Source organism: Hydrogenophaga sp. ZJX-1, from assembly GCF_048590325.1.
Lineage (GTDB): Bacteria > Pseudomonadota > Gammaproteobacteria > Burkholderiales > Burkholderiaceae_C > Hydrogenophaga.
Window position 1 is genome coordinate 170119 of the sequence record NZ_JBMBRA010000004.1, and the last position, 26717, is coordinate 196835.

The window sequence follows — 26717 nt, forward strand, 5'->3', positions numbered from 1 at the left end:
GTGGCTCTCTTCTAAGGGTAAACACGGGGGTTATTTCGAAGGGTTTTTCTTGATTTAGTTATGGGTTATAACAATAATCACATCACTCAACAAGCAGGTTACTCCCTTCATCATGAACGCCAATACCCATCCCGATCTCACCCTGAGCCTGCGTGGCGAACAGTCCGAGGTGGCCGTGGTCACGCTCAACCGCGCCGCCAAACGCAACGCACTGAACGACGGTCTGATCCTCGCGATCCGCGATCTGTTCCAGAACCTGCCCAAGAGCGTTCGTGCGGCAGTGATCGACGGCAGCGGCGAACACTTCTGCGCCGGTCTGGACCTGTCGGAACTGAGCGAGCGCGATGCGGGCGAAGGCGTGATGCACTCGCGCATGTGGCACACCGCGCTCGACTGCGTCGAAAAAGGCACCGTACCCGTGATCGCCGCGCTGCACGGCGCGGTGGTCGGCGGCGGTCTGGAACTGGCCAGCGCCTGCCACATCCGCGTGGCCGACGAAACCACCTTCTACGCCTTGCCCGAAGGCACGCGCGGCATCTTCGTGGGCGGCGGCGGCGCGGTGCGCATCCCCAAGCTGATCGGCGCGGCGCGCATGACCGACATGATGCTCACCGGCCGTGTCTACAACGCCGCCGACGGCGAGCGCATCGGTCTGGCGCAGTACCTCGTGCCCACCGGCACCGCGCTGGACAAAGCCATCGAGCTGGCCACCCGCATCGCCACCAACGCGCCCATGACCAACTACGCGCTCATGCACGCCCTGCCCCGCATTGCCGAGCAGCCCGCCGACCATGGGTTGTTCACCGAAGCGCTGATGGCGTCGATTGCGCAGAGTGCGCCCGAAGCCAAAGAACGTGTGCGAGCCTTCCTCGAAGGCAAGGCTGCGAAGGTGACCAAGGAATAACCCCCGCGCCGTTTTCAAAGGGGGCGATGCCAGAGGCCCGGCCAAGCCGGTTCCTCGCCATCTCCGGGTTAGGCGCGCGCGCCGGACACCACCCTTGAATCAGGTCGCAGAGACGACAAAAGACAACCTCGGAGACAACATGACCGCAGCGAAATTCCGCCCCCTGAAATTCGGCGTCACCCGCGCCACCTTGCGCGACGGAGATACCGGTGTGCACTACCTGGCCGCCGACCAGGCGTTGTTGCCCTTCCCCGATCGCCTGACCGACCGGCTGGTGCACTGGGCGAAAGAACGCCCGGACCAGACGCTGTTCGCGCGCCGCGTGAAGAACGCCGACGGCAGCACCGGCGACTGGCAACACATCACGTTCGCGCAGGCGCTGGACGCGGCGCGCCGCATCGGCCAGGGCCTGCTGAACCGCGGCCTGAGCGCCGAGCGACCGGTGTTGATCCTGAGCGAGAACGACCTCGAACACGCGCTGCTGGCGCTGGGCTGCCTGTACGCCGGCGTGGCCTACTGCCCCACCTCGCCCGCCTATTCGCTGATCAGCCAGGACTTCGACAAGCTGCACCACGTGGTGAAGACGCTGACGCCGGGCCTGGTGTTCGCCAGCGATGCGCTGCGCTACAGCCGCGCCATGCTCGCCACGCTGAGCGACGGCGTGGAACTGGTCACCACCAAAGGCACCGTGCCAGGCCGCGACACCACCTCGTTCGCCGCGCTGCTGGCCACCGAACCGACGTCCGCCGTGGACGCCGCCATGGCGGCCACCGGGCCGGACACCATCGCCAAGTTCCTCTTCACCTCGGGCTCGACCAAGATGCCCAAGGCCGTGATCAACACGCAGCGCCTGTGGTGCGCCAACCAGCAGCAGATGACGCAGTCCATGCCCGTGCTGGCCGAGAAGCCGCTGGTGCTGGTGGACTGGCTGCCCTGGAACCACACCTTCGGCGGCAACCACAACTTCGGCATGGTGATCTACCACGGCGGCACGCTGTACATCGACGACGGCAAGCCAACGCCCGCGCTGATGAACGAGACGCTGCGCAACCTGCGCGAGATCGCGCCCACGGTGTACTTCAACGTGCCGACGGGTTTCGAAGCCATCGCCAACGCGATGCAGACCGACGACCTGTTGCGCAAGACGCTGCTGTCCAAGGTCAACATGTTCTTCTACGCCGGTGCTGCGCTGGCGCAACCGATCTGGGACAGCCTGTTTCAGAGTCAGGAGCGCGAGATCGGCGAACGCATCGTCATGACCACCGGCCTGGGCATGACCGAGTCCGGTCCCTTCGGCATCTTCGTGACCAACCCCAACGTGAAGGCCGGCGACCTCGGCTTGCCCACGCCCGGCCTGGAACTCAAGCTGGTGGACATGCAGGGCAAGACCGAGGTGCGTTACCGCGGCCCCAACATCACGCCCGGCTACTGGCGTCAGCCCGATGAAACGGCCGAGGCCTTTGACGAAGAAGGCTTCTTCAAGACCGGCGATGCGGTGAAGTGGATCGACGAAACCGACGTGCACCAGGGTCTGAAGTTCGACGGCCGCATCGCCGAAGACTTCAAGCTCGCCACCGGCACCTTCGTGAGCGTCGGCCCGCTGCGCGGCAAGATCATCGCGGCCGGCGCGCCCTACATCCAGGACGTGGTGCTCACCGGCATCAACCTGAAGGAGGTCGGGGCCATGGTGTTCCCCACCGCGGCGGTGCGCAACCTCAGCGATCTGCCCGCGGACGCCTCCCTGCACGACGTGCTCGACCACCCCGCCGTGCTGGCGCAGTTCCAGTTGATCGTGAACGAACTGGCCAAGACCGCCACCGGCAGCGCCAACCGCATCGCCCGCATGTGCCTGCTGGCCGACCCACCCACCATCGACCGCGGCGAAGTCACCGACAAGGGATCGATCAACCAGCGCGCCGTGCTGACGCACCGCGCCGACACGGTGGCCAAGCTGCACGCTGAAGGCCTGCGCTACATCATCAAACCTCAAGTCTGAGGAGACACCCACCATGGCACAAAAAGGCTTCTTCAACGCGTTTGCCGACGTGTTCATCCTGGACGGCGTGCGCACGCCGATGGTGGACTACTGCGGCGCGCTGGGTCACATCTCTCCGACGGACCTGGGCATCAAGGCCGCCCGCGAAGCTTTGGCGCGCGCGGGCGTGCCGGGCGATCACATCGGCTCGGTGGTCACGGGCAACATGGCGCCCGGCGACTTCGACCAGTTCTTCCTGCCGCGCCACATCGGCCTCTACGCCGGCGTTCCGGTGGACGTGCCGGCGATCATGGCGCAACGCATTTGCGGCACCGGCTTCGAGCTGTTCCGCCAGGCCGGTGAACACATCCAGGGCGGCGCCTGCGAGGCCGCGCTGGTGGTGGGCACCGAGAGCATGACGCGCAACCCCATCGCCGCGTTTGACCACCGCACCGGCTTCAAGCTCGGCGCACCGGTGGGCTTCAAGGACTACATGTGGGAAGCCCTGAAAGACCCGGCGGCCGGCATCAACATGATCCAGACCGCCGAGAACCTGGCCAAGAAATACGGCATCACGCGCGAAGAGGTCGATGCGTTTGCCTCGGCCTCGTTCGCCAAGGCCGTGGCTGCGCAAGAGAGCGGTTTCCTGGCGGGCGAAATCGTGCCGGTGGTCAGCGAGAAGTTCGAGCTGGACGGCTACAAGCCACGTGGCATCCGGCTGCAGGGCAAAGTCACCGAAGTGGCGACCGACACCCACGCGCGCATCTCACCGCCCGAGGTGTTGGCCAAACTCAAACCTGTGTACGAGGGTGGCGTGCAGACCGGTGGCAACAGCGCTGCTTTGGTCGATGCGGCCGCTGCCTGTGTGGTCGCCTCCGGTGCTTACGCCAAGGCCCAGGGCAAACGGCCACTGGCGCGCGTGGTGGCCGCCGCCGCCGTGGGCGTGCCGCCCGAGATCATGGGCATTGGCCCGGCGCCGGCCATCCGCCTGCTGCTGGAACGCACCGGCCTGAAGCTCGACGACATCGCCCGCTTCGAGATCAACGAAGCCCAGGGCGCGCAGACGCTGGCCGTGGGCCGCGAACTCGGCCTGGACCTCACGAAGCTGAACGTCAACGGCGGCGCCATCGCGCTCGGCCATCCGCTCGCTGCGACCGGCGTGCGGCTCACGCTCACGCTGGCGCGCGAACTGCAGCGCAGCGGCAAGAAGTACGGCATCTCCAGCGCCTGCGTCGGCGGTGGCCAGGGCATTGCCCTCCTCATTGAGAACCTGGAAGGAAACTGACATGAACATCCAAGGACAAGCCGCCCTCGTCACGGGCGGGGGCTCCGGCCTCGGTGAGGCCACCGCCCGCGAACTCGCCCGCCTGGGCGCCAAGGTCGCGGTGCTCGACCTGAATCTGGAGAACGCGCAACGCGTCGCGGCCGAGATCGGCGGCGTGGCCTGCCAGTGCGATGTGAGCAACCCGGAGAGCATGCAGGCCGCCATCGACACCGCCGCCGCGGCCCATGGCCCGGCCCGCATCCTGATGCAGATCGCCGGCATCGGCAGCGCCAAGCGCGTGGTCGGCAAGGACGGCAACGCCGCCCCGCTGGAAGACTTCACGCGGGTCATCAACGTCAACCTGATCGGCACCTACAACGCGGCCCGCCTGTTCGCCGCGGCCTGCGCCAGGCTCGACCCGATGGAGGACGGCGAACGCGGCGTGATGGTGTTCACCGCCAGCGTCGCCGCGTTCGACGGCCAGGTCGGCCAACAGGCCTACAGCGCATCCAAGGCCGGTGTGGCCGGCATGACGCTGCCGATGGCGCGCGACCTCGCGCAGCACGGCATCCGCGTCTGCACCATCGCCCCGGGCCTGTTCCTCACGCCACTGATGAAGACGCTGCCCGAGCCGGTGCAGCAATCGCTGGCCGCGAGCATTCCGTTCCCGCAACGCCTGGGCAAGCCCGAGGAGTTCGCACAACTCGCTGCCCACATCGTGGGCAATGGCCATCTCAACGGCGAAGTCATTCGTCTGGACGGCGCCCTGCGCATGGCACCTCGCTGAAAGATCCCATGTCCAAAACCGTTGTCTATGAAGTCGAGGTGATGTTCGGCGACTGCGATCCCGCCGGCATCGTCTTCTTTCCCAATTTCTCGAAGTGGATGGACGCGTCCTCGCTGAACTTCTTCGTGCAGTGCGGCGTGCCGCCCTGGCGTGAACTGCAGAAGACCACCGGGATCATCGGCACGCCCCTGCTGGAGATCCACACCAAGTTCATGAAGCCCGCCACCTACGGCGAACGCCTGCAGATCCACACCAGCGTGACCGAATGGCGCGAAAAGGTGCTGATCCACAAGCACGTCGTCATGCGCGGCGACACCGTGCTGTGCGAAGGCGAAGAGACCCGCGCCTTCTGCATGCGCGACCCGCAGAACCCGGACCGCATCAAGGCCATCCCGATTCCGCCCGACATCCGGGCCCTGTGCACCTAGTGCCAAGGCCCTCGCAGAAGGGCCCGGCTTTTCAACAACCACCAGGAGACATGCATGCGCGTCCAACGTCGTCAGTTCGTCCAGGCGTCCGCCGGTTCCACCCTGCTGGCCAGTCTTGGCCTTCGGAACGCCAAGGCCCTGGCGGTCATCCCCGCGCTGGCGCTGACCGCCTGCTCCCAGATGGGACCGACACCCAAAGCTGGCCCGACCGGCGCCGCCAGAGAAGCGCTCCTGCGGCAATGCGAAACCCTGGCGGCCGGCTTCCACCACGACCAGACCCGCATCGAATCGGCCACCGTCCAGCCGGCGGGCGCACTCACGCTGGCGAACGCGCCGGTGGCCGAACACTGTCTCGTCAAAGGGGCCATGCACAAGCGCAAGGGCAGCGATGGGCGCGACTATGCGATCGGCTTCGAGATGCGTCTGCCCAAGGCCTGGAACGGGCGCTTCTACTACCAGGCCAACGGCGGCCTGGACGGCTCTGTGAAAACGGCCGAGGGCGCGCTGGGCGGCGGCCCGTTGACCGGCGCGCTGATGCAGGGTTTTGCCGTCATCAGTTCCGACGCGGGTCACGCGGGTCCGCAGACGCCCTACTTCGGCCTTGAGCCCCAGTCGCGTCTGGACTACGGCTACCAGGCCGTGGCCAAGCTCACGCCCATGGCCAAGGCGCTGATCGCCACGGCCTACGGCAAGGGGCCGGACCGCTCCTACCTGGGTGGCTGCTCCAACGGCGGACGCCACGCCATGGTCGAGGCCGCGCGCGGCCAGGCCTACGATGGCTACCTCGTCGGCGCGCCCGGCTACCGCCTGCCCAACGCCGCGCTCGCCCAGCTCTGGGGCGCGCAGCAGTGGGCGCCGCTGGCCGTTCCCGGCGCGACCACCCAGCACCCGCTGGTGCCCACCGCCAGGATCCCCGACCTGAGCGGCGCCTTCACCAAGGCCGAGCGCCAGTTGGTGGCCGACACCATGCTCGGCAAGTGCGACGCGCTGGATGGCGCCAAGGACGGTCTGGTCCAGGCCACGCAGGCCTGCCAGACGGCATTCAACCTCAAGACCGACGTGCCCACCTGCAAGGGCGAGCGCAACGGCCAGTGCCTGAGCGCAGCGCAGAAGGAGGTGCTGGCCCGCGTGTCCGCCGGTGGCCGCACGCCGTCGGGCCAGGCGATCTACTCGGCTTTCCCGCTCGACCCCGGCCTGGCCGGCGACAACTGGGCCACCTGGAAGTTCACCAACTCGGTGGCGCTGGATCCGCTGTCGGTAGGCACCGTGTTCAGCGTGCCACCGGGCATGTTCGACCCGCTCAAGGTCGACATCCATGCGCGCCTGCCCATGTTCAGCGCCACCAGCGACGTGTACCGCGAGTCGGGCCTGTCGCTGATGACGCCACCCGGCAACGAGAACCCGGTCAATCTCGCGAAGCTCAAGGACCGGGGTGCCAAGATGGTCATCTACCACGGCGTGGCCGATGCGATCTTCTCGGCCGAGGACACGCGCCAGTGGCTGCTGCGCCTCGACCAGGCACTGGGCGGCAAGGCCGACAGCTTCGCTCGCTTCTTCCCGGTGCCGGGCATGGCGCACTGCAGCGGTGGCCCATCCACGGACCAGTTCGATCTGCTCTCCCCGCTGGTGAAGTGGGTTGAGCAGGGCGAGGCGCCGCAGGCCGTGAAGGCCACCGCGCGCGGCGCGGGCAACCCCGGCGGTGAGAACAAGGAGCTGCCCTCAAGCTGGGCGGCCAACCTCAGCCGGCCGCTGTGCGCCTACCCCACGGTCGCGACCTACAAGGGCTCGGGGCCGGTGGAAGACGCGTCCAGCTTTGCCTGCCGCTGACGCCTGCACGTCCACCGAACGGAATTCCGGATGTACTACGAACCTGGCCAGACGCCTCACGGCTTGCCGCACGACCCGTTCAAGTCCTGCGTGATCCCGCGCCCCATCGGCTGGATCTCCACGGTGGACGCGCAGGGGCGCGACAACCTCGCGCCCTACAGCCAGTTCCAGAACGTGACCTTCGACCCGCCCATCGTCATGTTCAGTGCCAACCAGAGCACGCAGGGCGAGCGCAAGGACTCGGTGCGCAACGCCGAGCAGATGGGCCAGTTCGTCTGGAACATGGCGACGTATGCGCTGCGCGAGGCGGTCAACATCAGCGCCGAGGAGCTCCCGCACGGCGTGGACGAATTTCAACGCGCCGGGCTGGAAAAACTGGAGAGCCGGCTGGTCAGGCCCAAGCGCGTGAAAGGCTCGCCGATCCAGTTCGAGTGCGAGTACCTCAACACCCTGCGTTTCCCCGGCCGCCCGCCGATGGGCACGGTGGACGTGGTGTTCGGTCGCGTGGTCGCTATCCACATCGACGACGCCTACATCGATGGCAACGGCATGGTCGACGTGCTCAAGATGCAGCCCATCGCACGCATGGGCTACTACGAATACACCACCGTGGACAACAAGTTCCAGATGGTCATCCCCGGCAACAGCAAGGCCTTGCTGGCCGGCCTCGAAGGTTCGCCCGACAAGGCCGCGCAGGAAACCCGCTCCCGCTGACACCCCCCAAAAAAACCAGAGCCATGAACGCCTACCAGCCCCAGCCCGCCGAACAACGCTTCATCCTGCAGAACGTGCTGCAGGCGCCGCAGCAATTCGCCGCCCTGCCCGCCTACGCCGACTTCGACGAAGACCTGCTGGTGCAGGTGACCGACGAGGCCGGCAAGTTCGTGGGCGAGGTGATCGCGCCGCTCAGCCGCGAGGGCGACGAGGTCGGTGCGCAATGGCAGGCCGGCGCCGTCACCATGCCACCGGGTTTTCGCGACGCCTACCAGGCCTTCTGGCAGGCCGGCTGGCCGTCGCTGGCCTGCGCCACCGAAGACGGTGGCCAGGGCCTGCCCGCCGCGCTGGAGGCCATGCTGTACGAGAACCTGAGCGCCGCCAACCACGGCTGGACCATGGCGCCCGGCCTGCTGCACGGGGCCTATGAGTGCATCAAACACCATGCCTCGCCCGAGCTGAAGGCGCGCTACCTGGAGAAGGTGGCCACCGGCGAGTGGCTGGCCACCATGTGCCTGACCGAACCGCACGCCGGCTCCGACCTCGGCCTGATTCGCACGAAGGCCGTGCCCCTGGCCGATGGCCGCTTCTCGCTGAGCGGCACCAAGATCTTCATCTCCGGCGGCGAACACGACCTGACCGACAACATCGTGCACCTGGTGCTCGCGCGCCTGCCCGACAGCCCACCCGGCCCGAAAGGCCTGTCGCTGTTCCTGGTGCCGAAGTTCTACGAAGACGGCTCCAGAAGCGCGGTGGTCTGCGAACGCATCGAAGAAAAGATGGGCCTGCACGGCAGCCCCACCTGCGTGATGCGCTTCGACGAAGCCCCTGGCTGGATCGTCGGCGAACCCGGCAAGGGCCTGAACGCCATGTTCGTGATGATGAACGCTGCCCGCCTGCATGTGGGCCTGCAGGGCATCGGCCTGCTCGACGCGGCCTGGCAGAAGGCCGACGCGTATGCGAAGGAACGCCGCCAGATGCGCGCACCCGGCGGATCGGCCAAGGCCGGCGAGGCGGACCTGATCGAACAACACCCGGCGATGCGCCGCATCCTTGACGCCCAACGTGCCTGGATCGACGCCGGCCGGGTCGTGGCCTACCGCACCGCGCTGGAACTCGACATCCTCAAACACCACGGCGACGCCGCCCGCCGCGACCTCGCCAGCCGCTGGTGCACGCTGGTCACGCCGGTGCTCAAGGCGGCCTGGACCGACCAGGCCTTCCACGGTGCCAGCGCCTGCCTGCAGGTCTTCGGCGGCCACGGCTTCGTGCGCGAATGGGGCATCGAGCAGATCGTGCGCGATTCGCGCGTGGCCATGATCTACGAAGGCACGAACGAAATCCAGGCGATCGACCTGCTGCTGCGCAAGACCCTGCCGGACGGCGGTGGAGCGCTGCTGCAGCTGCTGACCGACATCGGCAGCGAGCTGGGCGAAGACGCGCAAGCCGCGCGCGTGAAGGCACAATTCGCCCGATTCACAACCTTCCTGCGCGAGCGTCTGCTGCCGCGCGCCGCCGCCAAAGACGCCCCCGCCGACCTGGCCCACTGGCTGGCCGACGACTTCCTGCGTGCCGTGGCCATGCTCCTGATGGCCTGGGCCTGGGCCCGCATCGGCGCCACCGCCGGGGCCGACGCGCTGCGCTGGCAAGCCGCACAGACCGGTTTCTGGCGCTGGGTCTGGCCCGAGTTCGACATGCGCCTGGCCATGCTCGACGCCAGCCTGGGCACGGCATGACCCCTGTCAAGGACGAACTTTGCGCTCGCGCTATGCTTGCCAGCCATGTCTGAACCTTCCGTCGCCAACACCCTGCGCCGTCCCCGTGCGCCCCGCAAAACCGCTGGCACCGATCCGGTGAGTCCGTCCGTCGACACGCCCGAGCCCTCTTCGGGCCTGGACACCAGCTACCTCGAAACCCTGCTCGGCTACAACGCCCGGCGCGCCGCGCTGGCGGTGATCACCGTGTTCCTGCGTCGCATGGAGCCCTTTGGCCTGCGCCCGGTGGATTTTTCGGTGCTCACGCTCATCGCCCACAACCCGGGTGTGACTTCGCGCCAGTTGTGCGCGGAACTCGACATCCTGCCGCCCAACCTGGTGGGCATGATCAAAAGCCTGGACAAACGCGGCCTGATCGTGCGCAAGCCCCACCCCTCCGACCGCCGAGCGCAGGGGCTGCACCTTTCGGCCGAGGGCAAGCGCCTGCAGAAACAGGCCCAGACCACCGCCACGCGGCTGGAGCACGACGTCTCCCACGCCCTGACGCCCGCCGAGCTGGAGACGCTCAATACCCTGCTGCGCAAGGTGTATCTGCGGTAGCCCCCACGCTAGCGCAATCCGGGTATATCCGGAGCCTTGGACATTGCGCCACATTGCTGCAGTGCACACAGCTAGCAAACTGCTAGCAGGCGCCGTATAGTGTTTCTCAAGCCCCGTCACAGAGGGCTGCACCAGGAGACACAACATGAGTGCCAAAGACCCAACCGCAGTGATCCAGCTCTTTGATCTGCTGGAATCGCGCTACGCCATGCGTGTGATCTGGGCTCTGAGCGATGGCCACCCCCAGACCTTTCGCCTGCTGCAGGACAGCGTGGGAGGCGTCACCCCCAACACGCTCAACACCCGCCTGAAGGAACTGCGCGCAGCCCATCTGGTGGACCACGGTGGCGACGGCTACCGGCTCACCAGCCAGGGCGCCGACCTGGCCCGCCGCATGCACGACGTGCAGCAGTTCGCCAGCAAGTGGTCGCACCAGCTGGCGCGGGCGGCGGCACACGCAGCCTGAACCGTCAGCCGGAGAAGGGGGCACCCTTCCAGCACACCGTGGAACCGGCTTTGCCGGGCCACGGGTGTGGTCCCCCGCCGGGGGCGGTCGCGTCAGCGGCGCAGGGGGGTGTCCCTGACCACCTGGCGCTGCTCGCCCAGCCCGCGCCCGCCCAGCGTGATCACGTCGCCCGCCTTCAGGTAGACCGGCGGCTTCTGGCCCATGCCAACGCCGGGCGGCGTACCGGTCGGGATCACGTCGCCAGGCATCAACGCCATGAAACGGGAGAGATAGCTCACGATGGTCTTCACGCCAAAAATCATGGTGCGCGTGCTGCCGGTCTGGCGCCGCACGCCGTTCACGTCCAGCCACAGGTCCACATCCTGCTCGTCGCCCAGTTCGTCGGGTGTCACCAGCCAGGGGCCGATGGGGCAGTGGGTCGGGTAGCTCTTGCCCTTGGTCCACTGGCCCTCGTATTCGATCTGGTATGCCCGTTCGGACACGTCGTTCACGAGGCAGAACCCGGCCACATGGTTCAGCGCATCCGCTTCGCTCACATGGAAAGCGCGCTCGCCGATCACGATGCCCAGTTCCACCTCCCAGTCCAGCTTCTGCGAGCCGGGCGCCAGCCAGACATCGTCCGTCGGCCCGCTGATGGCGCCGTTGTGCTTGTTGAACACGATCGGCTGGCCGGGGGCCTTCAGGCCGGCTTCGGCGGCGTGGTCGGCGTAGTTCAGACCGATGCACACGACATTGCCCACAGCCCCCACGCAGGGGCCCAGGCGGGTGTTGGCCGGCAGCTGCGGCAAGGTCGTTGCATCCAGCGCCGCCAGCCGCGACATAAAATCGACCCCCAGGGTGGCCGGACCGATGTCCGGCACCACGCCCGAGAGGTCGCGCAGCGCACCGTTGGCGTCGATCAGACCGGGTTTTTCGGCACCCTGTGGGCCGTGGCGAAAGAGTTTCATGGACTTGTCTCTGTGAAAAACGCCAATTTTCACCCGCATCGGGCCCTTTTGCCGCCAGCCCCCTTGAATCCGGCCAGACCGCCCCGAATTACCGCGCACGGCCAGCTTTGCCATCGATTTCACGACCATTCTTCATCGACATGATCCAACCACCGAACCCCACCGCCACCCCCGAGCACACCTCCCCCCTCAACGCGGAAGAAGCCCTCGCCGCGGCGGCCGTGGCCGAAGCCGATGCGCTGGCCGCCCTGACCAACGAAGTCACCGAACTCAAGGCAAAAAACGCCGACCTTGCAGACCAGTTCCTGCGTGCCAAGGCCGAGGCCGAAAACGCCCGCCGCCGCGCCGAGGACGACATCAGCAAGGCGCGCAAGTTCGCGGTGGAAAGTTTTGCCGAGAGCCTGCTGGCCGTCGCCGACAGCCTGGAAGCCGGTCTCGGCATCCAGGAAGCCACGCGCGAGCAGCTGCGCGAAGGCTCCGAAGCCACGCTCAAGCAGTTGAAAAGCGCGCTGGAGCGCCACAAGGTGCTGGAAATCGCCCCGGCCACCGGCAGCAAATTCGACCCCCACCAGCACCAGGCCATCAGCATGGTGCCCGCCGAGCAGGAGGCCAACACCGTGGTCGCCGTGCTGCAAAAAGGCTACCTGATCGCCGATCGCGTGCTGCGTCCGGCCCTGGTCACCGTGGCCGCACCCAAATAACGGCATTTGTGCGGCCCCGCCCTTGAAAAACGGCTAAGTTATCCACACATCTTCCACAAGGGATGCACACCGCATCCACACCCTTTTCAACATTCACTTTTCAGAACCGGAGCACACAAATGGGAAAAATCATCGGCATCGACCTGGGCACCACCAACTCGTGCGTGTCCATCATGGAAGGCAACACCACCAAGGTGATCGAGAACTCGGAAGGTGCGCGCACCACGCCGTCGATCGTGGCCTACCAGGAAGACGGTGAGGTGCTGGTCGGCGCGTCCGCCAAGCGCCAGGCCGTGACCAACCCCAAGAACACGCTCTACGCGATCAAGCGCCTGATCGGCCGCAAGTTCACCGAGAAAGAAGTCCAGAAAGACATCGACCTCATGCCCTACGCCATCGTGGCCGCCGACAACGGCGACGCCTGGGTGGAAGTGCGCGGCAAGCAGATCTCGGCCCAGCAGGTCAGCGCCGACATCCTGCGCAAGATGAAGAAGACCGCCGAGGACTACCTGGGCGAGCCCGTGACCGAAGCCGTGATCACGGTGCCGGCCTACTTCAACGACGCCCAGCGTCAGGCCACCAAGGACGCCGGTCGCATTGCCGGCCTTGACGTCAAGCGCATCATCAACGAGCCCACCGCTGCGGCCCTGGCCTTCGGCCTGGACAAGCAGGAAAAGGGCGACCGCAAGATCGCCGTGTACGACCTGGGCGGCGGCACGTTTGACGTGTCCATCATCGAAATCGCCGACGTCGATGGTGAGAAGCAGTTCGAAGTGCTGTCCACCAACGGCGACACCTTCCTGGGCGGCGAAGACTTCGACCAGCGCATCATCGATTACATCGTCACCGAGTTCAAGAAAGAACAGGGCGTTGACCTGACCAAGGACGTGCTGGCCCTGCAGCGCCTGAAGGAAGCCGCTGAAAAGGCCAAGATCGAACTGTCCAGCTCGGCCGCGACCGACCTGAACCTGCCCTACATCACCGCCGACGCGTCAGGCCCGAAGCACCTGAACATCAAGCTCACGCGTGCCAAGCTCGAAGCCCTGGTGGAAGAGCTGATCGAGCGCACCATTGCGCCCTGCCGCATGGCCATCAAGGACGCCGGCATTTCGGTTTCCGACATCCACGACGTGATCCTGGTCGGCGGCATGACCCGCATGCCCAAGGTGCAGGAGAAGGTCAAGGAATTCTTCGGCAAGGAACCGCGCAAGGACGTGAACCCCGACGAAGCCGTCGCCGTGGGCGCTGCCATCCAGGGCCAGGTGCTCAGCGGTGACCGCAAGGACGTGCTGCTGCTCGACGTGACCCCGCTGTCCCTGGGTATCGAGACCATGGGCGGTGTCATGACCAAGATGATCCAGAAGAACACCACGATCCCGACCAAGTTCTCGCAGGTGTTCTCCACCGCCGAAGACAACCAGCCGGCCGTGACCATCAAGGTGTTCCAGGGCGAGCGCGAGATCGCTGCCGGCAACAAGGCGCTGGGCGAGTTCAACCTCGAAGGCATCCCGAGCGCACCGCGCGGCATGCCGCAGATCGAAGTGTCGTTCGACATCGACGCCAACGGCATCCTGCACGTCGGCGCCAAGGACAAGGGCACTGGCAAGGAAAACAAGATCACCATCAAGGCGAACTCCGGCCTGTCCGAAGCCGAGATCCAGCAGATGGTGAAAGACGCCGAGCTCAACGCCGCCGACGACAAGAAGAAGGTCGAACTGGTGCAGGCCCGCAACCAGGGCGAAGCCATGGTGCACAGCGTGAAGAAGTCGCTGGGCGAACACGGTGACAAGCTCGATGGCGGCGAAAAAGACGCCATCGAAGCCGCGATCAAGGACGTGGAAGAAGCGCTCAAGGGCGAGGACAAGGAAGCCATCGAGTCCAAGACCGAAGCGCTCATGAGCGCCAGCCAGAAGCTGGGTGAAAAGGTCTACGCCGCGTCGCAGGCCGAAGCCGCCGCAGCCGGCGCCACCGAAGGCGCCAGCCAGGAGAGCGCCAGCAAGACCGGGGCCGACGACGACATCGTTGACGCCGAAGTGAAAGAAGTCAAGAAGGGCTGATCGCCATTTCGATGGCTTTCAAACCGCCGCCGCGTCTGGGCAACCTGACGCGGCGTTTGTATTCAAACAGATCTGCAAAAGACCATGGCTAAACGCGATTTTTACGAAGTGCTGGGCGTGCCCAAGAACGCCTCGGACGACGAAATCAAGAAGGCGTATCGCAAGCTGGCGATGAAGCACCACCCGGACCGCAACCAGGGTGATGCGGCCAAGGCCGCCGAAGAACGGTTCAAGGAGGCCAAAGAGGCCTACGAAATGCTGTCGGACCCGCAGAAGAAGGCCGCCTACGACCAGCACGGCCACGCTGGCGTGGACCCCAACATGCGCGGTGGCGCCGAAGGCTTCAACGGCTTCGGCGATGCCTTTGGTGACATCTTCGGCGACATCTTTGGCGGTGCCCGCGGCCAGCGCAACGGCCGCCAGGTCTACCGCGGTGCCGACCTGTCCTACGCCATGGAAATCAGCCTCGAAGAGGCCGCCACCGGCAAGGACGCACAGATCAAGATCCCGTCGTGGGACGACTGCGAAAGCTGCAAAGGCACCGGGGCCAAGCCCGGCACCAGCGTCAAGACCTGCTCCACCTGCCACGGCCAGGGCCAGGTGCAGATGCGCCAGGGCTTCTTCAGCGTGCAGCAGACCTGCCCCACCTGCCACGGCAGCGGCAAGATCATTCCCGAGCCTTGCATCAGCTGCCACGGCCAGGGCAAGATCAAGAAGCAGAAAACGCTGGAGATCAAGATCCCCGCCGGCATCGACGATGGCCAGCGCATCCGCAGCAGCGGCAACGGCGAGCCGGGCCAGAACGGCGGCCCCTCGGGCGACCTCTACATCGAGATCCGCCTGCGCAAGCACGACATCTTCGAGCGCGAGGGTGACGACCTGCACTGCCAGGTGCCCGTGAGCATGACCATCGCCGCACTCGGCGGCGAGATCGACGTGCCCACGCTGCAGGGCAAGGCCACCATCGACCTGCCCGAAGGCACGCAGAGCGGCAAGACCTTCCGCCTGCGCGGCAAGGGCGTCAAGGGCGTGCGCAGCAGCTACCCCGGCGACCTGTACTGCCATGTGGCGGTGGAAACGCCGGTCAAGCTCACCGAGCACCAGCGCAAGCTGCTCAAGGAACTGGACGAGTCGTTCAAGAAGGGCGGCCACAAGCACAGCCCGCACGACAAAGGCTGGTTTGAGAAGGCGAAGAGTTTCTTCGTCTGAGTTCGGCTGAGGGGTTCGGAAACGCGAAGGGCGCCGGGTAACCGTCGCCCTTTTTTGCCGCCATCCGATCAACCCGCGGACCGGCTCACCGACGCCTTCTACCCATCAGCCAGCAGCGCCAGCGTCTTCGGGCAGCGGGTGCCGCCGTAGAACTGCCGCAGCGCGGCGGAGAACTCGGGTGTTTCCGGTGACACCGCCTCGAACAGCGTCAGGCAGCTGCGGAACTTGAGAGCGTCCACCGGGCCGAGGATGGAATCGGCGCTCTGGCCAACGTGGTGGCTGACCGCGCGGATGCATTCGATCAGCCGTGGCCCCAGCAGCGGATGGGCCAGATAGGCCGCCGCTTCGGCCTTGCCGCTGATGCCGTAGAACTGGGCGTGGTGGCTGTTCCCCAGGCCCCGGAGTTGGGGCAGCACGAACCAGATCCAGTGGGTCTGCTTGCGACCCTCGGTCAGCTCGGCGAGCGCGGTTTCATGGACCCCGGACTGGGCGTCCATGAAACGCTGGAGGTTGAACGGATCGTGCATGCCGGTGGCGGTTGACGAAGGCGTTGCAGGATTCAAGGTGACCTGGAGCGGCTGCCCCGGCGCGGGTGGGGCCAGTGTAGCCCGCAACTTGCCGGCACAACGCGGCCGGTCGCAGACACCCACCGCCGGTGGTGGCAGGTCGACATGGTGATCCGATAACCGCTATGCGGCAGGCCGTATGGCACAGCCGCCGGTATCACCGATCATGGCGCTTCATCCAGACCATCACCGCCAGTCCATGACAACAATCACCCCAGACACGCCGCACGACCGCCTGCGCACCCTGCCGCGCGCCGAAGTCCATGTGCACCTGGAGGGCTGCCTGCCGGTGCCGCAGCTGGAGACCTGGGCCCGGCGCTTCGGCGAGCCGCTGCCCCGTCCGCCCGAGCAGTTGCTGAAGTTCGAGGGCCTCGCTGATTTTCTGCACTTTCTCGACTGGGCCTGCGGTCTGGTGCGCAGCCGCGAAGAACTGGCCGAGGCAGCCTATGGCTTCAGCCAGCGCCTGGCCGCCGGCGGCACGGGCTACGCCGACCTGATCTTCAACCCCACCCACTGGAAGCCCTGGCACGGCCGCCTGGCGGCCATGATCGACGCGCTCGACGCCGGGTTTCGTGCCGCCGAGCAGGACGGCCTGCCCCCCGTGGGCCTGTGCGTGAGCCTGCTGCGCACGCAGTCGGCCGATGCGGCGGCGGAACTGGTGGACACGCTGGTGGCGCTGCGGCACCCGCGCGTGATCGCCCTCTCCATCGACGGCAACGAGGCAACGGCCGGGCGCACCGGCCCCCGCTTTGCCGAAGCCTTCCGCCGCGCGGGCGCGGCCGGCCTGAAGCGCACCGTGCACGCGGGTGAGTCCAGCGGCCCCGAAGGCGTGCGCGACGCGATCGAGCTGCTGGGCGCCGACCGCATCGACCACGGCGTGCGCGCCATCGAAGACCCGGCACTCGTGGCCCTGCTGGCCGAGCGCCAGATTCCCCTGGGCGTGTGTCCCACCTCCAACCTCAAGCTCGGTGTCTACCCGTCCATCAACGCCCACCCGGTGGACCGGCTGCGCCGCGCGGGTGTGCCCGTCTCGCTCAACACCGACGACCCGGCCCTGCTGGAGACCACGCTCGAAGCCGAATACGCGCTGTGCCAGACCGCCTTCGGCTGGACCGCCGACGATCTGCGCGCCGTCGCCCGCACGTCCATCGACGCAAGCTTCGCCAACGCGGACATCAAGAACCGGCTGCGCGAGGCTCTGGACCGCTGGTGAGTCCACGCTGGCGCCGGGCCGATCCGGCGCGCCGTAACATGCCGGGCATGAGCACTCCAACACACGATTTCATCCTCATCGGCGCCGGCATTGCCGCCGCTTCCACCGGCCACTTCCTCGCGCCGCACGGCCGCTGCGTCATGCTGGAGCGCGAGAGCCAGCCCGGCTACCACAGCACCGGCCGTTCGGCCGCGCAGTTCATCGCCACCTACGGCACGCCCCAGGTGCGCGCGCTGTCACGGGCCAGTGAGCCCTTCTTCCAGCACCCGCCCGAAGGCTTTGCCAGCGCGCCGCTGCTCACGCCACGCGGCCTGCTGACGGTGGCGGGTGCTGACGAGATGCACCACCTGCACGAAGCCTGGGACGTGCTCAAGGCCATCAGCCCGCGCGGCCGCTGGCTGGGCGCCGACGAAGCCCTGGCGATGGTGCCCGCGCTGCGCCCCGAGAAGGTCAGCGCCGCCATCCTGGAGCCCGACAGTTTCGACATGGACGTGCACGCCATCCACCAGGGTTACCTGCGCGGCTTCCGGCGCGCGGGCGGCGAGCTGGTGACGGATGCGGAGGTCGTGGCCATCGAACGCGCAGGCGATCACTGGCGCGTGCGCACCGCGGCCGGCGGCGAATACACCGCCCCGGTGCTGATCAACGCCGCGGGCGCGTGGTGCGATGCCATCGCAGGTCTGGCCGAAGTGGCGCCCATCGGCCTGGTGCCCAAACGCCGCACGGCCTTCACCTTCGCGTCCCCGGCCGGCGTGGACACGGCGCACTGGCCGCTGCTGCTCGCCGCCGACGAGAGCTTCTACATGAAGCCCGACGCCGGCGCCCTGCTCGCCTCGCCGGTGAACGCCGACCCGACCGTGCCGCAGGACGTGCAACCCGAAGAACTGGACATCGCGCTCGGCCTGTACGCCATCGAAACCTGGACCACGCTCAGCCCGCGCCCCACCCACACCTGGGCCGGCCTGCGCTCCTTCGTGGCCGATGGCGATCTGGTGGGCGGTTTCGATGCTTCTGCAGAGGGCTTCTTCTGGTGCGCTGCGCAGGGTGGCTACGGCATCCAGACCAGCGCGGCCATGGGCGAGGCCTGCGCGGCGCTGGCGCGCGGGCTGCCGCTGCCGGCGCACATCGCGGACAGCGGACTGACGGCGGCCATGCTGTCACCCGCACGGGCAACACTGCGGGCCTGAGCGCCCGCCCTCACCCCATCGAGTGCAGACCGACCGTGCTGCCCTCGGTGTCGATGAAGTGGGCGAAGAAGCCGAGGCCGCGGCCGAGTACGGTTTCGCAGAACGCCTTGGCGCGAGCGAAGTCGGTGGCGGGGATTTCTAACCCGTTGATGGCGTGCGGGCTGGTGGGCATGTTGAGCGCCTGTTTGAGACGGGACGGTTGCTGTGCACCACAATGCCAACCTTGTCTCCCTCCATGCCCTCTGCCATGACCCTCATCGTCCACCACCTGAACAACTCCCGCTCGCAGCGCCTGCTCTGGATGCTGGAAGAGCTGAAGCTGCCTTACGAAATCCGCTTCTACGAACGCGACAAACACACCATGCTCGCACCGCCGGAGCTGAAAGAAGTGCACCCGCTGGGCAAGTCGCCGGTGCTGGAGGACGGTGGCGTCAAGCTGGTGGAAACCGGCGCGATCTGCGAGTACCTGGTCGAGAAGACCGGTCTTCTCGGCCCCGCCGACCAGGGCGAGGGCCTGCGCCGCTACCGGCAGTTCCTGCACTACGCCGAAGGTTCGGTGATGCCCATGCTGCTGCTCATGCTGGCGATGTCCAAGATTCCTTTGATGGGCAAGATAGCGATCAAGAAGGTGCAGCCCATGGTGGACGTGCACCTGGACTACATCGAGCAGGAGCTGGCGTCCCGCCCCTGGTTCGCGGGCCAGCAGATGAGCGCCGCCGACATCATGATGAGCTTCCCGCTCGAAGCGGCCGTCTCGCGCGCCGGCCTGAGCCCTTCGCGGCCCGCGACCATGGCCTGGCTCAAGAAAATCCATGCCCGCCCGGCCTACCAGCGCGCGCTGAAAAAGGGCGGTAGCTACGATTACGCCTGAGAGGCTGGGCCTCGAACTTGGTGTGCGCAGACCCTCACAGCACCCCGACCAGAAACCCCATGCCCTTCCCCTACACCCACAACTACCCCAGCACACGCCTGCCGGTTTTTGCCCGCAACATCGTCAGCACCTCGCACCCGTTGGCCGCTCAGGCCGGGCTGCGCATGCTGCTGCAGGGCGGCAACGCGGTGGACGCCGCCATCGCCGCCGCGGCCGCGCTGACCATCACCGAGCCCGTGAGCAACGGCCTGGGCTCGGACGCGTTCTGCATCCTCTGGGACGGGCAGCAACTGCACGGTCTGAACGCGTCGGGCACCGCGCCGATGGCCTGGACACCGGACCATTTCCACCGCAAGTACGGCGCCGACGCGCTCGCGCCCCCGAAGCGCGGGATCGATTCGGTCACCGTGCCCGGCGCCGTGGCCGGCTGGGCGGCCCTGAGCGAACGCTTCGGCCGGCTGCCCTTTGCCGATCTGATGCAACCTGCGATCGAACTGGCCGAGCGAGGCTGTGCGGTGCCGGTGGTGGTGCGGCAGAAATGGGCCGCGGCCACACCCGAACTGCAAAGCCAGCCCGGCTTTGCCGAGCACTTCCTGCCCTGGGGCCGCGCGCCGCAGGTGGGTGAACTGTTCAAGTTTCCGGCCGCCGCGCGCGGCCTGCGCGCCATCGCCGAATCCAGAGGTGAAGCCTTCTACCGCGGACCCATCGCGCAGGCGCTGGCGCGCTTCGCAGCGCAACACGGCGGCGCGCTGACCGAGGCCGACATGGCCGCCTTCCGCCCCGAGTGGGTCGCGCCCATCGGCCAGGACTACCGCGACCACACGCTGCACGAGATCCCGCCCAACGGCCAGGGCATCGCCGCGCTGATCGCGCTGGGCATCCTCTCGAACTTCGACCTCGCCGCGATGCCGGTGGACAGCGTGGCCGCGCAGCACCTGCAGATCGAAGCCATGAAGCTCGCCTTCGCCGACGTCTACCGCTACGTGGCCGAACCCGGCGCGATGGACGTGAGCACCGAACAGATGCTCGATCCGGCCTACCTGCGCGGACGCGCGAAGCTGATCGACCGGCAGCGCGCGCAGGACTTCGGTGCCGGCAACCCCGCCAAGGGCGGCACGGTGTACCTCAGCGCGGCCGACGAGCGCGGCATGATGGTCAGCTTCATCCAGAGCAACTACATGGGCTTTGGCTCGGGCACCGTGGAACCCTTGTTCGGCATCAGCCTGCAGAACCGTGGCCACGGCTTCAACCTGCAGGCCAGCCCCGGCCGCAACACGGCCAACCTGGTGGCACCGGGCAAGCGGCCGTTTCACACCATCGTGCCGGCCTTCCTCACGAAAGACGGCCAGCCGGTGATGAGCTACGGCGTCATGGGCGCCAACATGCAGCCCCAGGGCCATGTGCAGACGCTCGTGCGCATGCTCGACCACGGCCAGAGCGTGCAGGCCGCCTGCGACGCGCCGCGCTGGCGCTTCGACGCCGGGCTGCACATCAACGTCGAATCCGCCATGGATCCGGCCACGGTGCAGGGCCTGAAAGACCTGGGCCACCAGACCCGCCTGATCGACGACCCCTACCAGGACTTCGGCGCGGGGCAGTTCATCTGGCGCCTCGGCGACCCGGCGAGCGAGGGCTACGTGGCGGCGAGCGATCCGCGGCGCGACGGACAGGCGGTGGGGTTCTGAAACTGCGGGTCGCTGCGCCCTATGCGACGTACAGGCGGACAACCCAATAGACCGCAATGCCCATCTGCACCGCAAACGCGGTGAACCGGGCCGTCACGGCCGCCGGCGAGGTGGACGCCAGGTGGATGAGCGACTGCACGACCCGCGCGCCCAGCAGCACCCAGGCCAGTGGATCGGTGACCGCGGTCCGGCCCGCCACCGCCGCCAGGAGCAGCAACCCGCCGAAAACGGGCAGACCTTCGAGGCAGTTGGCGTGGGCTCGCGCCAGGCGCTGCATGAAGGGCGACAGGTTGGCGTTGTCCGGTTGGAATCCGTTGGCCGCTACCGCGCCCGTCAGGACCAGCCTGGACCGGATGGTCTCCATGATCACCAGCAGCAACAGGGTCCAGGCAATGAAGCCCAGCAGGGCCAGCAGCGAAGGAGACATGGTGGGGGGCTCCAGGTGGGGGGGATGGGACAGCGACGGGCGAGGGCCAGCCGACATGATGCGACAGGACCTCACCGGCAGGCAAACCGGTGTCCGCCGCGGCACCTGCCAGGCAAAGCGTCAAAAGGAAGGGGTCAGCACGCCTGTGGCTGCAAAAAAACGCGCGCCTTGCGCGGCGACACCACCAGCGTCTCGCCATCCTTGAAGCCCAGCTCGCGGAACTGCAACGCGGGAATCTGGGCCTCGATCAGCGGGTCGTGGCCGGCCGGCTGGTGGTTCTCCACCGGCAAGAGCTCCAGCCGCGCGATCGGGCCGACCACGATGGCGCGGTTGAGCGTGGCGACGATGCCGCTGGCGCCCGGCGTGTGGCGCAGCACGTCGAGGTCGTGCGGGCGCACATAGGCGAAGGCCTGGGCGTTCTGGGCATCAGCGTGTTCGGGCGTCTGGATGGCGACACCGTCGAGGTGCAGCAGACCCTCGTGCGCGCGGCCGTGGAACAGGTTCACGTCGCCCAGGAAGCCGTAGACGAACGGGCTGGCCGGGTGGTCCCACACCTCCTGCGGTGAACCGCACTGCTCCACCACCCCCTTGTTCATCAGCACCACGCGGTCGGCCACCTCCAGCGCCTCCTCCTGGTCGTGGGTCACGAAGATGCTGGTCACGTGCAGCTCGTCGTGCAGGCGGCGCAGCCAGCGGCGCAGCTCCTTGCGCACCTGGGCGTCGAGCGCACCAAAGGGCTCGTCGAGCAGCAGCACCTGCGGCTCCACCGCCAGCGCCCGGGCAAGCGCGATGCGCTGGCGCTGACCGCCGGAGAGCTGCGAGGGGTATCGGTCGGCCAGCCAGTCGAGCTGCACCAGCTTGAGCAGGTCGGTCACCTTCAGTCTGATCTGCGCCTCGCTGGGGCGCTCGCCGCGCGGCTTCACGCGCAGGCCGAAGGCCACGTTCTCGAACACGGTCATGTGGCGGAACAGCGCGTAGTGCTGGAACACGAAGCCCACGTTGCGCTCGCGCACGTGCACGTCGGTGGTGTCTTCGCCGCTGAAGTGGATGCTGCCGGTGTCCGGCGTTTCCAGGCCGGCGATGATGCGCAGCAGCGTGGTCTTGCCGCAGCCCGAGGGGCCGAGCAGCGCCAGCAGTTCGCCCGAGGCGATGTCGAGGTGGACGTCGCGCAGGGCCTGAAAGCTGCCGAAGTGCTTGTTGACGTTGCGGATCTGGATGCTCATGGGGATTCCCGTTGAAGGTCAGTGGGTGCTGCCGGCGGTGGCGCCCAGCGCAGGGGTGGGCCGCTCGGGCGGCAACTCAGCCAGGGCCTTGAGTTCGCGCTCCATGCGCCACTCGGCCACCGACTTGATGGCCAGCGTCACCAGTGCCAGCAGGGCCAGCAGCGAGGCCACGGCGAACGCGGCGGCGGACTGGTATTCGTTGTAGAGCACCTCGATGTGCAGCGGCATGGTGTTGGTCTGGCCGCGGATGTGGCCCGACACCACGCTCACCGCGCCGAACTCGCCCATGGCCCGCGCGTTGCACAGGATGACGCCGTAGATCAGGCCCCATTGGATGTTGGGCAGGGTCACGTACCAGAAGGTCTGCCAGCCGGTGGCGCCCAGCACCATGGCGGCCTGTTCCTCGTCGTTGCCCTGGGCCTGCATCAGCGGGATCAGCTCGCGCGCGATGAAGGGGAAGGTCACGAACACCGTGGCCAGAATGATGCCCGGCACGGCGAACACGATCTTGATGTCGTGCTCCATCAGCCAGGGACCGAACCAGCCCTGCGCACCGAAGACCAGCACGTAGATCAGGCCGGCCACCACGGGCGAGACCGAGAACGGCAGGTCGATCAGCGTGGTGAGGAAGGACTTGCCACGGAACTCGTACTTGGCAATCGCCCAGGCGGCCGCAATGCCGAACACCAGGTTCAGAGGCACCGCCACGGCGGCGGTGAGCAGCGTCAGGCGGATCGCCGCCCAGGCGTCGGGCTCCTTGAGCGCTTCCCAATAGGCGTCCCAGCCCTTGCGCAAGGCTTCGGTGAACACGGCCGCCAGCGGCAGCACCAGGAACAGGAACATGAACACCAGCGCGACGCCGGTGAGCAGGTAGCGGACCCAGGGCGCTTCGGTGGTGCCGCGCTGGGCGGTGCGGATGTTGTTCTGGCCACTCATTGCGAATTCCCCGCTGAACGCTTGCGCTGCCAGCCCTGCAAGCCATTGATCACCAGCAGGAGTGCAAACGAGAACATCAGCATCACCGTGGCCACGGCCGTGGCGCCGGCGTAGTCGTACTGCTCCAGCTTCGCTGTGATGATCAGTGGCGTGATCTCGGACACCATGGGCATGTTGCCGGCGATGAAGATGACCGAGCCGTATTCACCCACGGCGCGGGCAAACGCCATGGCAAAACCGGTGAGCAGCGCGGGCGCGATGCTCGGGAAGATCACGCGGCTGAAAGTCTGCCAGCGCGTGGCGCCCAGGCAGGTGGCGGCCTCTTCCAGCTCCTTCTCGGCGTCTTCGAGCACCGGCTGCACCGTGCGCACCACGAAGGGCAGGCCGATGAAGATCAGCGCGATCACGATGCCGTTGGGGTTGAACGCGAGCTGGATGCCGTGCGGCTCCAGGTACTGGCCGATCCAGCCGTTGCCGGCCAGCAGCGCGGTCAGCGAAATGCCGGCCACGGCGGTGGGCAGTGCGAACGGCAGGTCCACCAGCGCGTCCACGATCTTCTTGCCCGGAAAGGGGTAGCGCACGAGCACCCAGGCCACCAGCAGGCCGAACACCACGTTGACCAGCGCGGCGATGAACGAGGCGCCGAAGGTGAGCCGGTACGAGGCCAGCACACGCGGCGCGGTGACCGATTCCCAGAACTGCGGCCCGGTCAGCGTGAAGGTCTTGACGACCAGCGCCGACAGCGGGATCAGCACGATCAGGCACAGGTAGAACACCGTGAAGCCGAGCGTGAGCTTGAAGCCGGGCAGCACGCGGCGCGGGGCGCGACGAGGACGGGTATCCCGTGGAATGACGGCAGGGAGCGTTGAGGTGTTCATGTGGTGGGTTCTCTCGCATGAAAAAGCCATGCGGGTCGTGTGGTTGACGTGCGCGCTCGATCAGGTCAGGCTGTTGGCACAGAAGCGTCGCTCGCCGCGATGCAAGCGTGAAAGGCCCTTGCCATGCAGCACCATCAGCCACCTCCCGATCAGGCCCTGGCCGACCATCCGAGGACCTACTCCGACCCGGAACTGCGTGCGTACGCCGAAGAGCACGCGGAAGACATCCTCGACAGCGTCGTGCACTACATGCCCCTCATCCTGCCGGCCATGGCGGCCCTGCTGATCTTCATGCTGGCCTTCATCGCCGTGGTCATGGCCTGATGGCGGCGTTGTTGAGGTCTCTTCAAACCGATGGCCATCAGGCCGCACGCCGCAACAGCTCGGCGGGGTCGACGTCGACACCCAACTGAGCCAGCAGCTGCAGGCCCTGTGGCCATTCGCCAAAACCGGAAGCCACGTTGATGTGGCCCGCGTTCTCCAGCCTCAAGAACTCGCTGCCCCAGGCCCGGGCGTAGGCGCCGGCCAGTCGCACCGGGCAATACGGGTCGTTGCTGCTGGCCGCCAGGATGCTGCGATAGGGCAAGCGCTGGTGCGGCACCGGGGCAAAGTCGGCGAGTTGCGCCCGCCGCTCCGGGTCGGCTGGCGCCACCAGCAGGGCCGCGCTCACGCGTGCCGCCGCCTCGGGCGGCAGGTGGACGGTCGCCATGCAGCCCAGGCTGTGCGCCACCAGCACGACCCGTTCGCCACGGCTCGCAAGGATCTCGTCCACCAGCCGGTCCACCCAGTCCTGCCGGCGTGGGAACAGCCAGTCGCCTTGCTCCACACGGCGGGTGTTGGGCAGTCGATCGGCCCACAGGCTCTGCCAGTGTTCGGGCTCGGAGTTGCGCCAGCCCGGCACGATGAGGATGCGGGCGGCGTTCACTGGACCAACCTCCGTGCTGCGCACTGCTGGGCTGAGCGCCTTCGGAGCGGCCGGGCGGCGCTCACTGGACTTCCCTCCGTGCTGCGCACTGCGGGGCTGAGCGCCTTCGGAGCGGCCGGGCGGCGCTCACTGGACTTCCCTCCGTGCTGCGCACTGCGGGGCTGAGCGCCTTCGGAGCGGCCGGGCGGCGCTCATGGGCGGATGCTGTAGATCTGGTCGAAGCTGCCGCCGTCGGCGAAGTGCAGCTTGGCCGCCTGCTCCCAGCCGCCAAAGGCCTCTTCGATCCTGAACAGCTTGAGCTTGGGCAATTGCCTGGCGTACCTGGCCTGGGCCTTGGCCGAGGTCGGGCGGTAGAAGTGTTTGCCGATGAGGTCCTGGGCCTCTTCGGTATACAGGTACTCCAGGTAGGCCTGCGCCACGGCGCGTGTGCCCTTCTTGTCCACGTTCTTGTCCACCACGGTCACGGCCGGTTCGGCCAGGATCGAGAGCGAGGGGTAGACAAAGTCCACCTTGTTGCCGAACTCCTTCTCCAGCAGGTAGGCCTCGTTTTCCCAGGAGATGAATACGTCGCCCTGGGCGCGCTGGGCGAAGGTGACGGACGAGCCGCGCGCGCCCGAATCAAGCACCGGCACGTTGGCGTACAGCTTGCCCACGAATTCCTTGGCCTTGGCCTCGCTGCCGTACTTTCGCTTGGCGAATTCCCAGGCCGCGAGGTAGTTCCAGCGCGCGCCGCCCGAGGTCTTGGGGTTGGGGGTGATGACCTTCACGTCCGGGCGGATCAGGTCGTCCCAGTCCTTGATGGCTTTGGGGTTGCCCGCGCGGGTGACCAGCACGATGGTGGAGGTGTAGGGCGAGCTGTTGTGCGGCAGGCGCTTCTGCCAGTCTTTCGGAATCCAGCCGCCGTTGTTGTGCAGCGCGTCGGTGTCGCCGGCCAGGGCCAGGGTGGCGACGTCGGCGTCCAGGCCGTCGATGATGGAGCGGGCCTGCTTGCCCGAGCCGCCGTGGCTCTGTTTGATGGTGACGTCCTGGCCGGTCCTGGCTTTCCAGTGCTTGATGAAGGCGGCGTTGACTTCGACGTAGAGCTCGCGCGTCGGGTCGTAGGACACGTTGAGCAGGGTGACGGGGGCGGGCTGAGCAAAGGCCGGCAACGCGGCGGCGGCCAGGGTGCCGGCGATCAGGGTGGTGGTGAAGCTGCGGCGGTTTTTCATGGGT

General features: G+C 67.1%; 27 protein-coding genes. 18 read left to right on the forward strand and 9 right to left on the reverse strand.

Annotated features, from left to right (window positions below):
- Positions 1-112 precede the first annotated feature (112 nt).
- The 10 genes from ACN5W5_RS12755 to ACN5W5_RS12800 all read left to right on the forward strand — a co-directional run bounded on the left by ACN5W5_RS12755 (position 113) and on the right by ACN5W5_RS12800 (position 10680).
- On the forward strand, positions 113-904 hold the full coding sequence (locus ACN5W5_RS12755; protein ID WP_177136444.1) for a crotonase/enoyl-CoA hydratase family protein: 792 nt from the start codon (positions 113-115) through the stop codon (positions 902-904).
- Between the two features lie 139 nt (positions 905-1043).
- The gene (locus ACN5W5_RS12760) at positions 1044-2900 is read left to right on the forward strand and encodes a feruloyl-CoA synthase (protein ID WP_420048882.1); all 1857 of its coding nucleotides are present in this window, start codon (positions 1044-1046) and stop codon (positions 2898-2900) included.
- Between the two features lie 13 nt (positions 2901-2913).
- Complete coding sequence (locus ACN5W5_RS12765; protein ID WP_420048883.1) at positions 2914-4164, forward strand: thiolase family protein; 1251 nt, start codon at positions 2914-2916, stop codon at positions 4162-4164.
- 1 nt (position 4165) lies between these two features.
- Entirely contained in the window at positions 4166-4930 is a 765-nt protein-coding gene (locus ACN5W5_RS12770) for an SDR family NAD(P)-dependent oxidoreductase (protein ID WP_420048884.1), read from the forward strand.
- An 8-nt stretch (positions 4931-4938) separates the two neighbouring features.
- Complete coding sequence (locus tag ACN5W5_RS12775) at positions 4939-5358, forward strand: acyl-CoA thioesterase (protein WP_420048885.1); 420 nt, start codon at positions 4939-4941, stop codon at positions 5356-5358.
- A gap of 180 nt (positions 5359-5538) precedes the next feature.
- The gene (locus ACN5W5_RS12780; RefSeq protein ID WP_420049258.1) at positions 5539-7185 is read left to right on the forward strand and encodes a tannase/feruloyl esterase family alpha/beta hydrolase; all 1647 of its coding nucleotides are present in this window, start codon (positions 5539-5541) and stop codon (positions 7183-7185) included.
- Between the two features lie 30 nt (positions 7186-7215).
- Positions 7216-7899 carry a flavin reductase family protein gene (locus ACN5W5_RS12785; protein ID WP_420048886.1) on the forward strand — a complete coding sequence of 228 codons (684 nt, stop codon included), beginning with the start codon at positions 7216-7218 and terminating at the stop codon, positions 7897-7899.
- Positions 7900-7922: 23 nt separating this feature from the next.
- Complete coding sequence (locus tag ACN5W5_RS12790; protein WP_420048887.1) at positions 7923-9635, forward strand: acyl-CoA dehydrogenase family protein; 1713 nt, start codon at positions 7923-7925, stop codon at positions 9633-9635.
- 45 nt (positions 9636-9680) lie between these two features.
- Positions 9681-10214, forward strand: coding sequence for a MarR family winged helix-turn-helix transcriptional regulator (locus ACN5W5_RS12795; RefSeq protein WP_420048888.1), 534 nt, complete (start codon positions 9681-9683; stop codon positions 10212-10214).
- Between the two features lie 145 nt (positions 10215-10359).
- On the forward strand, positions 10360-10680 hold the full coding sequence (locus tag ACN5W5_RS12800) for a winged helix-turn-helix transcriptional regulator (RefSeq protein ID WP_420048889.1): 321 nt from the start codon (positions 10360-10362) through the stop codon (positions 10678-10680).
- Positions 10681-10772: 92 nt separating this feature from the next.
- Here ACN5W5_RS12800 and ACN5W5_RS12805 read toward each other — a convergent pair whose 3' ends face one another.
- The gene (locus ACN5W5_RS12805) at positions 10773-11627 is read right to left on the reverse strand and encodes a fumarylacetoacetate hydrolase family protein (RefSeq protein WP_420048890.1); all 855 of its coding nucleotides are present in this window, start codon (positions 11625-11627) and stop codon (positions 10773-10775) included.
- Positions 11628-11767: 140 nt separating this feature from the next.
- Here ACN5W5_RS12805 and grpE point away from each other — a divergent pair, with 140 nt between their 5' ends.
- The 3 genes from grpE to dnaJ all read left to right on the forward strand — a co-directional run bounded on the left by grpE (position 11768) and on the right by dnaJ (position 15594).
- Positions 11768-12328 carry a nucleotide exchange factor GrpE gene (gene grpE / locus ACN5W5_RS12810; protein WP_420048891.1) on the forward strand — a complete coding sequence of 187 codons (561 nt, stop codon included), beginning with the start codon at positions 11768-11770 and terminating at the stop codon, positions 12326-12328.
- A gap of 119 nt (positions 12329-12447) precedes the next feature.
- Positions 12448-14385, forward strand: coding sequence for a molecular chaperone DnaK (dnaK, locus tag ACN5W5_RS12815; protein ID WP_420048892.1), 1938 nt, complete (start codon positions 12448-12450; stop codon positions 14383-14385).
- 84 nt (positions 14386-14469) lie between these two features.
- Entirely contained in the window at positions 14470-15594 is a 1125-nt protein-coding gene (dnaJ, locus tag ACN5W5_RS12820; protein ID WP_420048893.1) for a molecular chaperone DnaJ, read from the forward strand.
- A gap of 98 nt (positions 15595-15692) precedes the next feature.
- Here dnaJ and ACN5W5_RS12825 read toward each other — a convergent pair whose 3' ends face one another.
- Positions 15693-16157 (reverse strand): DUF1810 domain-containing protein, encoded by a 465-nt coding sequence (locus ACN5W5_RS12825; protein ID WP_420048894.1) that lies wholly within the window; start codon positions 16155-16157, stop codon positions 15693-15695.
- 202 nt (positions 16158-16359) lie between these two features.
- Here ACN5W5_RS12825 and add point away from each other — a divergent pair, with 202 nt between their 5' ends.
- On the forward strand, positions 16360-17373 hold the full coding sequence (gene add, locus ACN5W5_RS12830) for an adenosine deaminase (RefSeq protein ID WP_420048895.1): 1014 nt from the start codon (positions 16360-16362) through the stop codon (positions 17371-17373).
- A 47-nt stretch (positions 17374-17420) separates the two neighbouring features.
- A complete protein-coding gene (locus ACN5W5_RS12835) occupies positions 17421-18560 on the forward strand; it encodes an NAD(P)/FAD-dependent oxidoreductase (protein WP_420048896.1) in 1140 nt (379 codons plus the stop codon).
- A gap of 10 nt (positions 18561-18570) precedes the next feature.
- Here ACN5W5_RS12835 and ACN5W5_RS12840 read toward each other — a convergent pair whose 3' ends face one another.
- Entirely contained in the window at positions 18571-18732 is a 162-nt protein-coding gene (locus ACN5W5_RS12840; protein ID WP_420048897.1) for a VOC family protein, read from the reverse strand.
- Between the two features lie 75 nt (positions 18733-18807).
- On the opposite strand from ACN5W5_RS12840, the gene ACN5W5_RS12845 reads away from it, so the two are divergent.
- Both ACN5W5_RS12845 and ACN5W5_RS12850 read left to right on the forward strand, forming a co-directional pair.
- Positions 18808-19431 carry a glutathione S-transferase family protein gene (locus ACN5W5_RS12845; RefSeq protein ID WP_420048898.1) on the forward strand — a complete coding sequence of 208 codons (624 nt, stop codon included), beginning with the start codon at positions 18808-18810 and terminating at the stop codon, positions 19429-19431.
- A gap of 59 nt (positions 19432-19490) precedes the next feature.
- On the forward strand, positions 19491-21116 hold the full coding sequence (locus ACN5W5_RS12850; protein ID WP_420048899.1) for a gamma-glutamyltransferase family protein: 1626 nt from the start codon (positions 19491-19493) through the stop codon (positions 21114-21116).
- A gap of 19 nt (positions 21117-21135) precedes the next feature.
- Here the strand turns inward: ACN5W5_RS12850 and ACN5W5_RS12855 are convergent, their stop codons facing one another.
- From ACN5W5_RS12855 to cysT, 4 genes are all read right to left on the reverse strand, one after another.
- Entirely contained in the window at positions 21136-21543 is a 408-nt protein-coding gene (locus ACN5W5_RS12855; protein WP_420048900.1) for an MAPEG family protein, read from the reverse strand.
- Positions 21544-21677: 134 nt separating this feature from the next.
- Complete coding sequence (locus tag ACN5W5_RS12860; RefSeq protein WP_420048901.1) at positions 21678-22766, reverse strand: sulfate/molybdate ABC transporter ATP-binding protein; 1089 nt, start codon at positions 22764-22766, stop codon at positions 21678-21680.
- Between the two features lie 18 nt (positions 22767-22784).
- The gene (gene cysW / locus ACN5W5_RS12865) at positions 22785-23702 is read right to left on the reverse strand and encodes a sulfate ABC transporter permease subunit CysW (RefSeq protein WP_420048902.1); all 918 of its coding nucleotides are present in this window, start codon (positions 23700-23702) and stop codon (positions 22785-22787) included.
- Positions 23699-24580, reverse strand: coding sequence for a sulfate ABC transporter permease subunit CysT (cysT, locus tag ACN5W5_RS12870; RefSeq protein ID WP_420048903.1), 882 nt, complete (start codon positions 24578-24580; stop codon positions 23699-23701). Before cysT ends, cysW begins: the two co-directional genes overlap by 4 nt.
- A 123-nt stretch (positions 24581-24703) precedes the next feature.
- Here cysT and ACN5W5_RS12875 point away from each other — a divergent pair, with 123 nt between their 5' ends.
- Positions 24704-24904: a hypothetical protein gene (locus ACN5W5_RS12875; protein ID WP_420048904.1), complete on the forward strand. Its 201-nt coding sequence runs from the start codon at positions 24704-24706 to the stop codon at positions 24902-24904.
- Positions 24905-24941: 37 nt separating this feature from the next.
- Here the strand turns inward: ACN5W5_RS12875 and ACN5W5_RS12880 are convergent, their stop codons facing one another.
- Positions 24942-25505, reverse strand: a complete 564-nt coding sequence (locus tag ACN5W5_RS12880) for an RBBP9/YdeN family alpha/beta hydrolase (RefSeq protein ID WP_420048905.1) — start codon at positions 25503-25505, stop codon at positions 24942-24944.
- Between the two features lie 191 nt (positions 25506-25696).
- Positions 25697-26713 carry a sulfate ABC transporter substrate-binding protein gene (locus ACN5W5_RS12885; RefSeq protein WP_420048906.1) on the reverse strand — a complete coding sequence of 339 codons (1017 nt, stop codon included), beginning with the start codon at positions 26711-26713 and terminating at the stop codon, positions 25697-25699.
- Positions 26714-26717 lie beyond the last annotated feature (4 nt).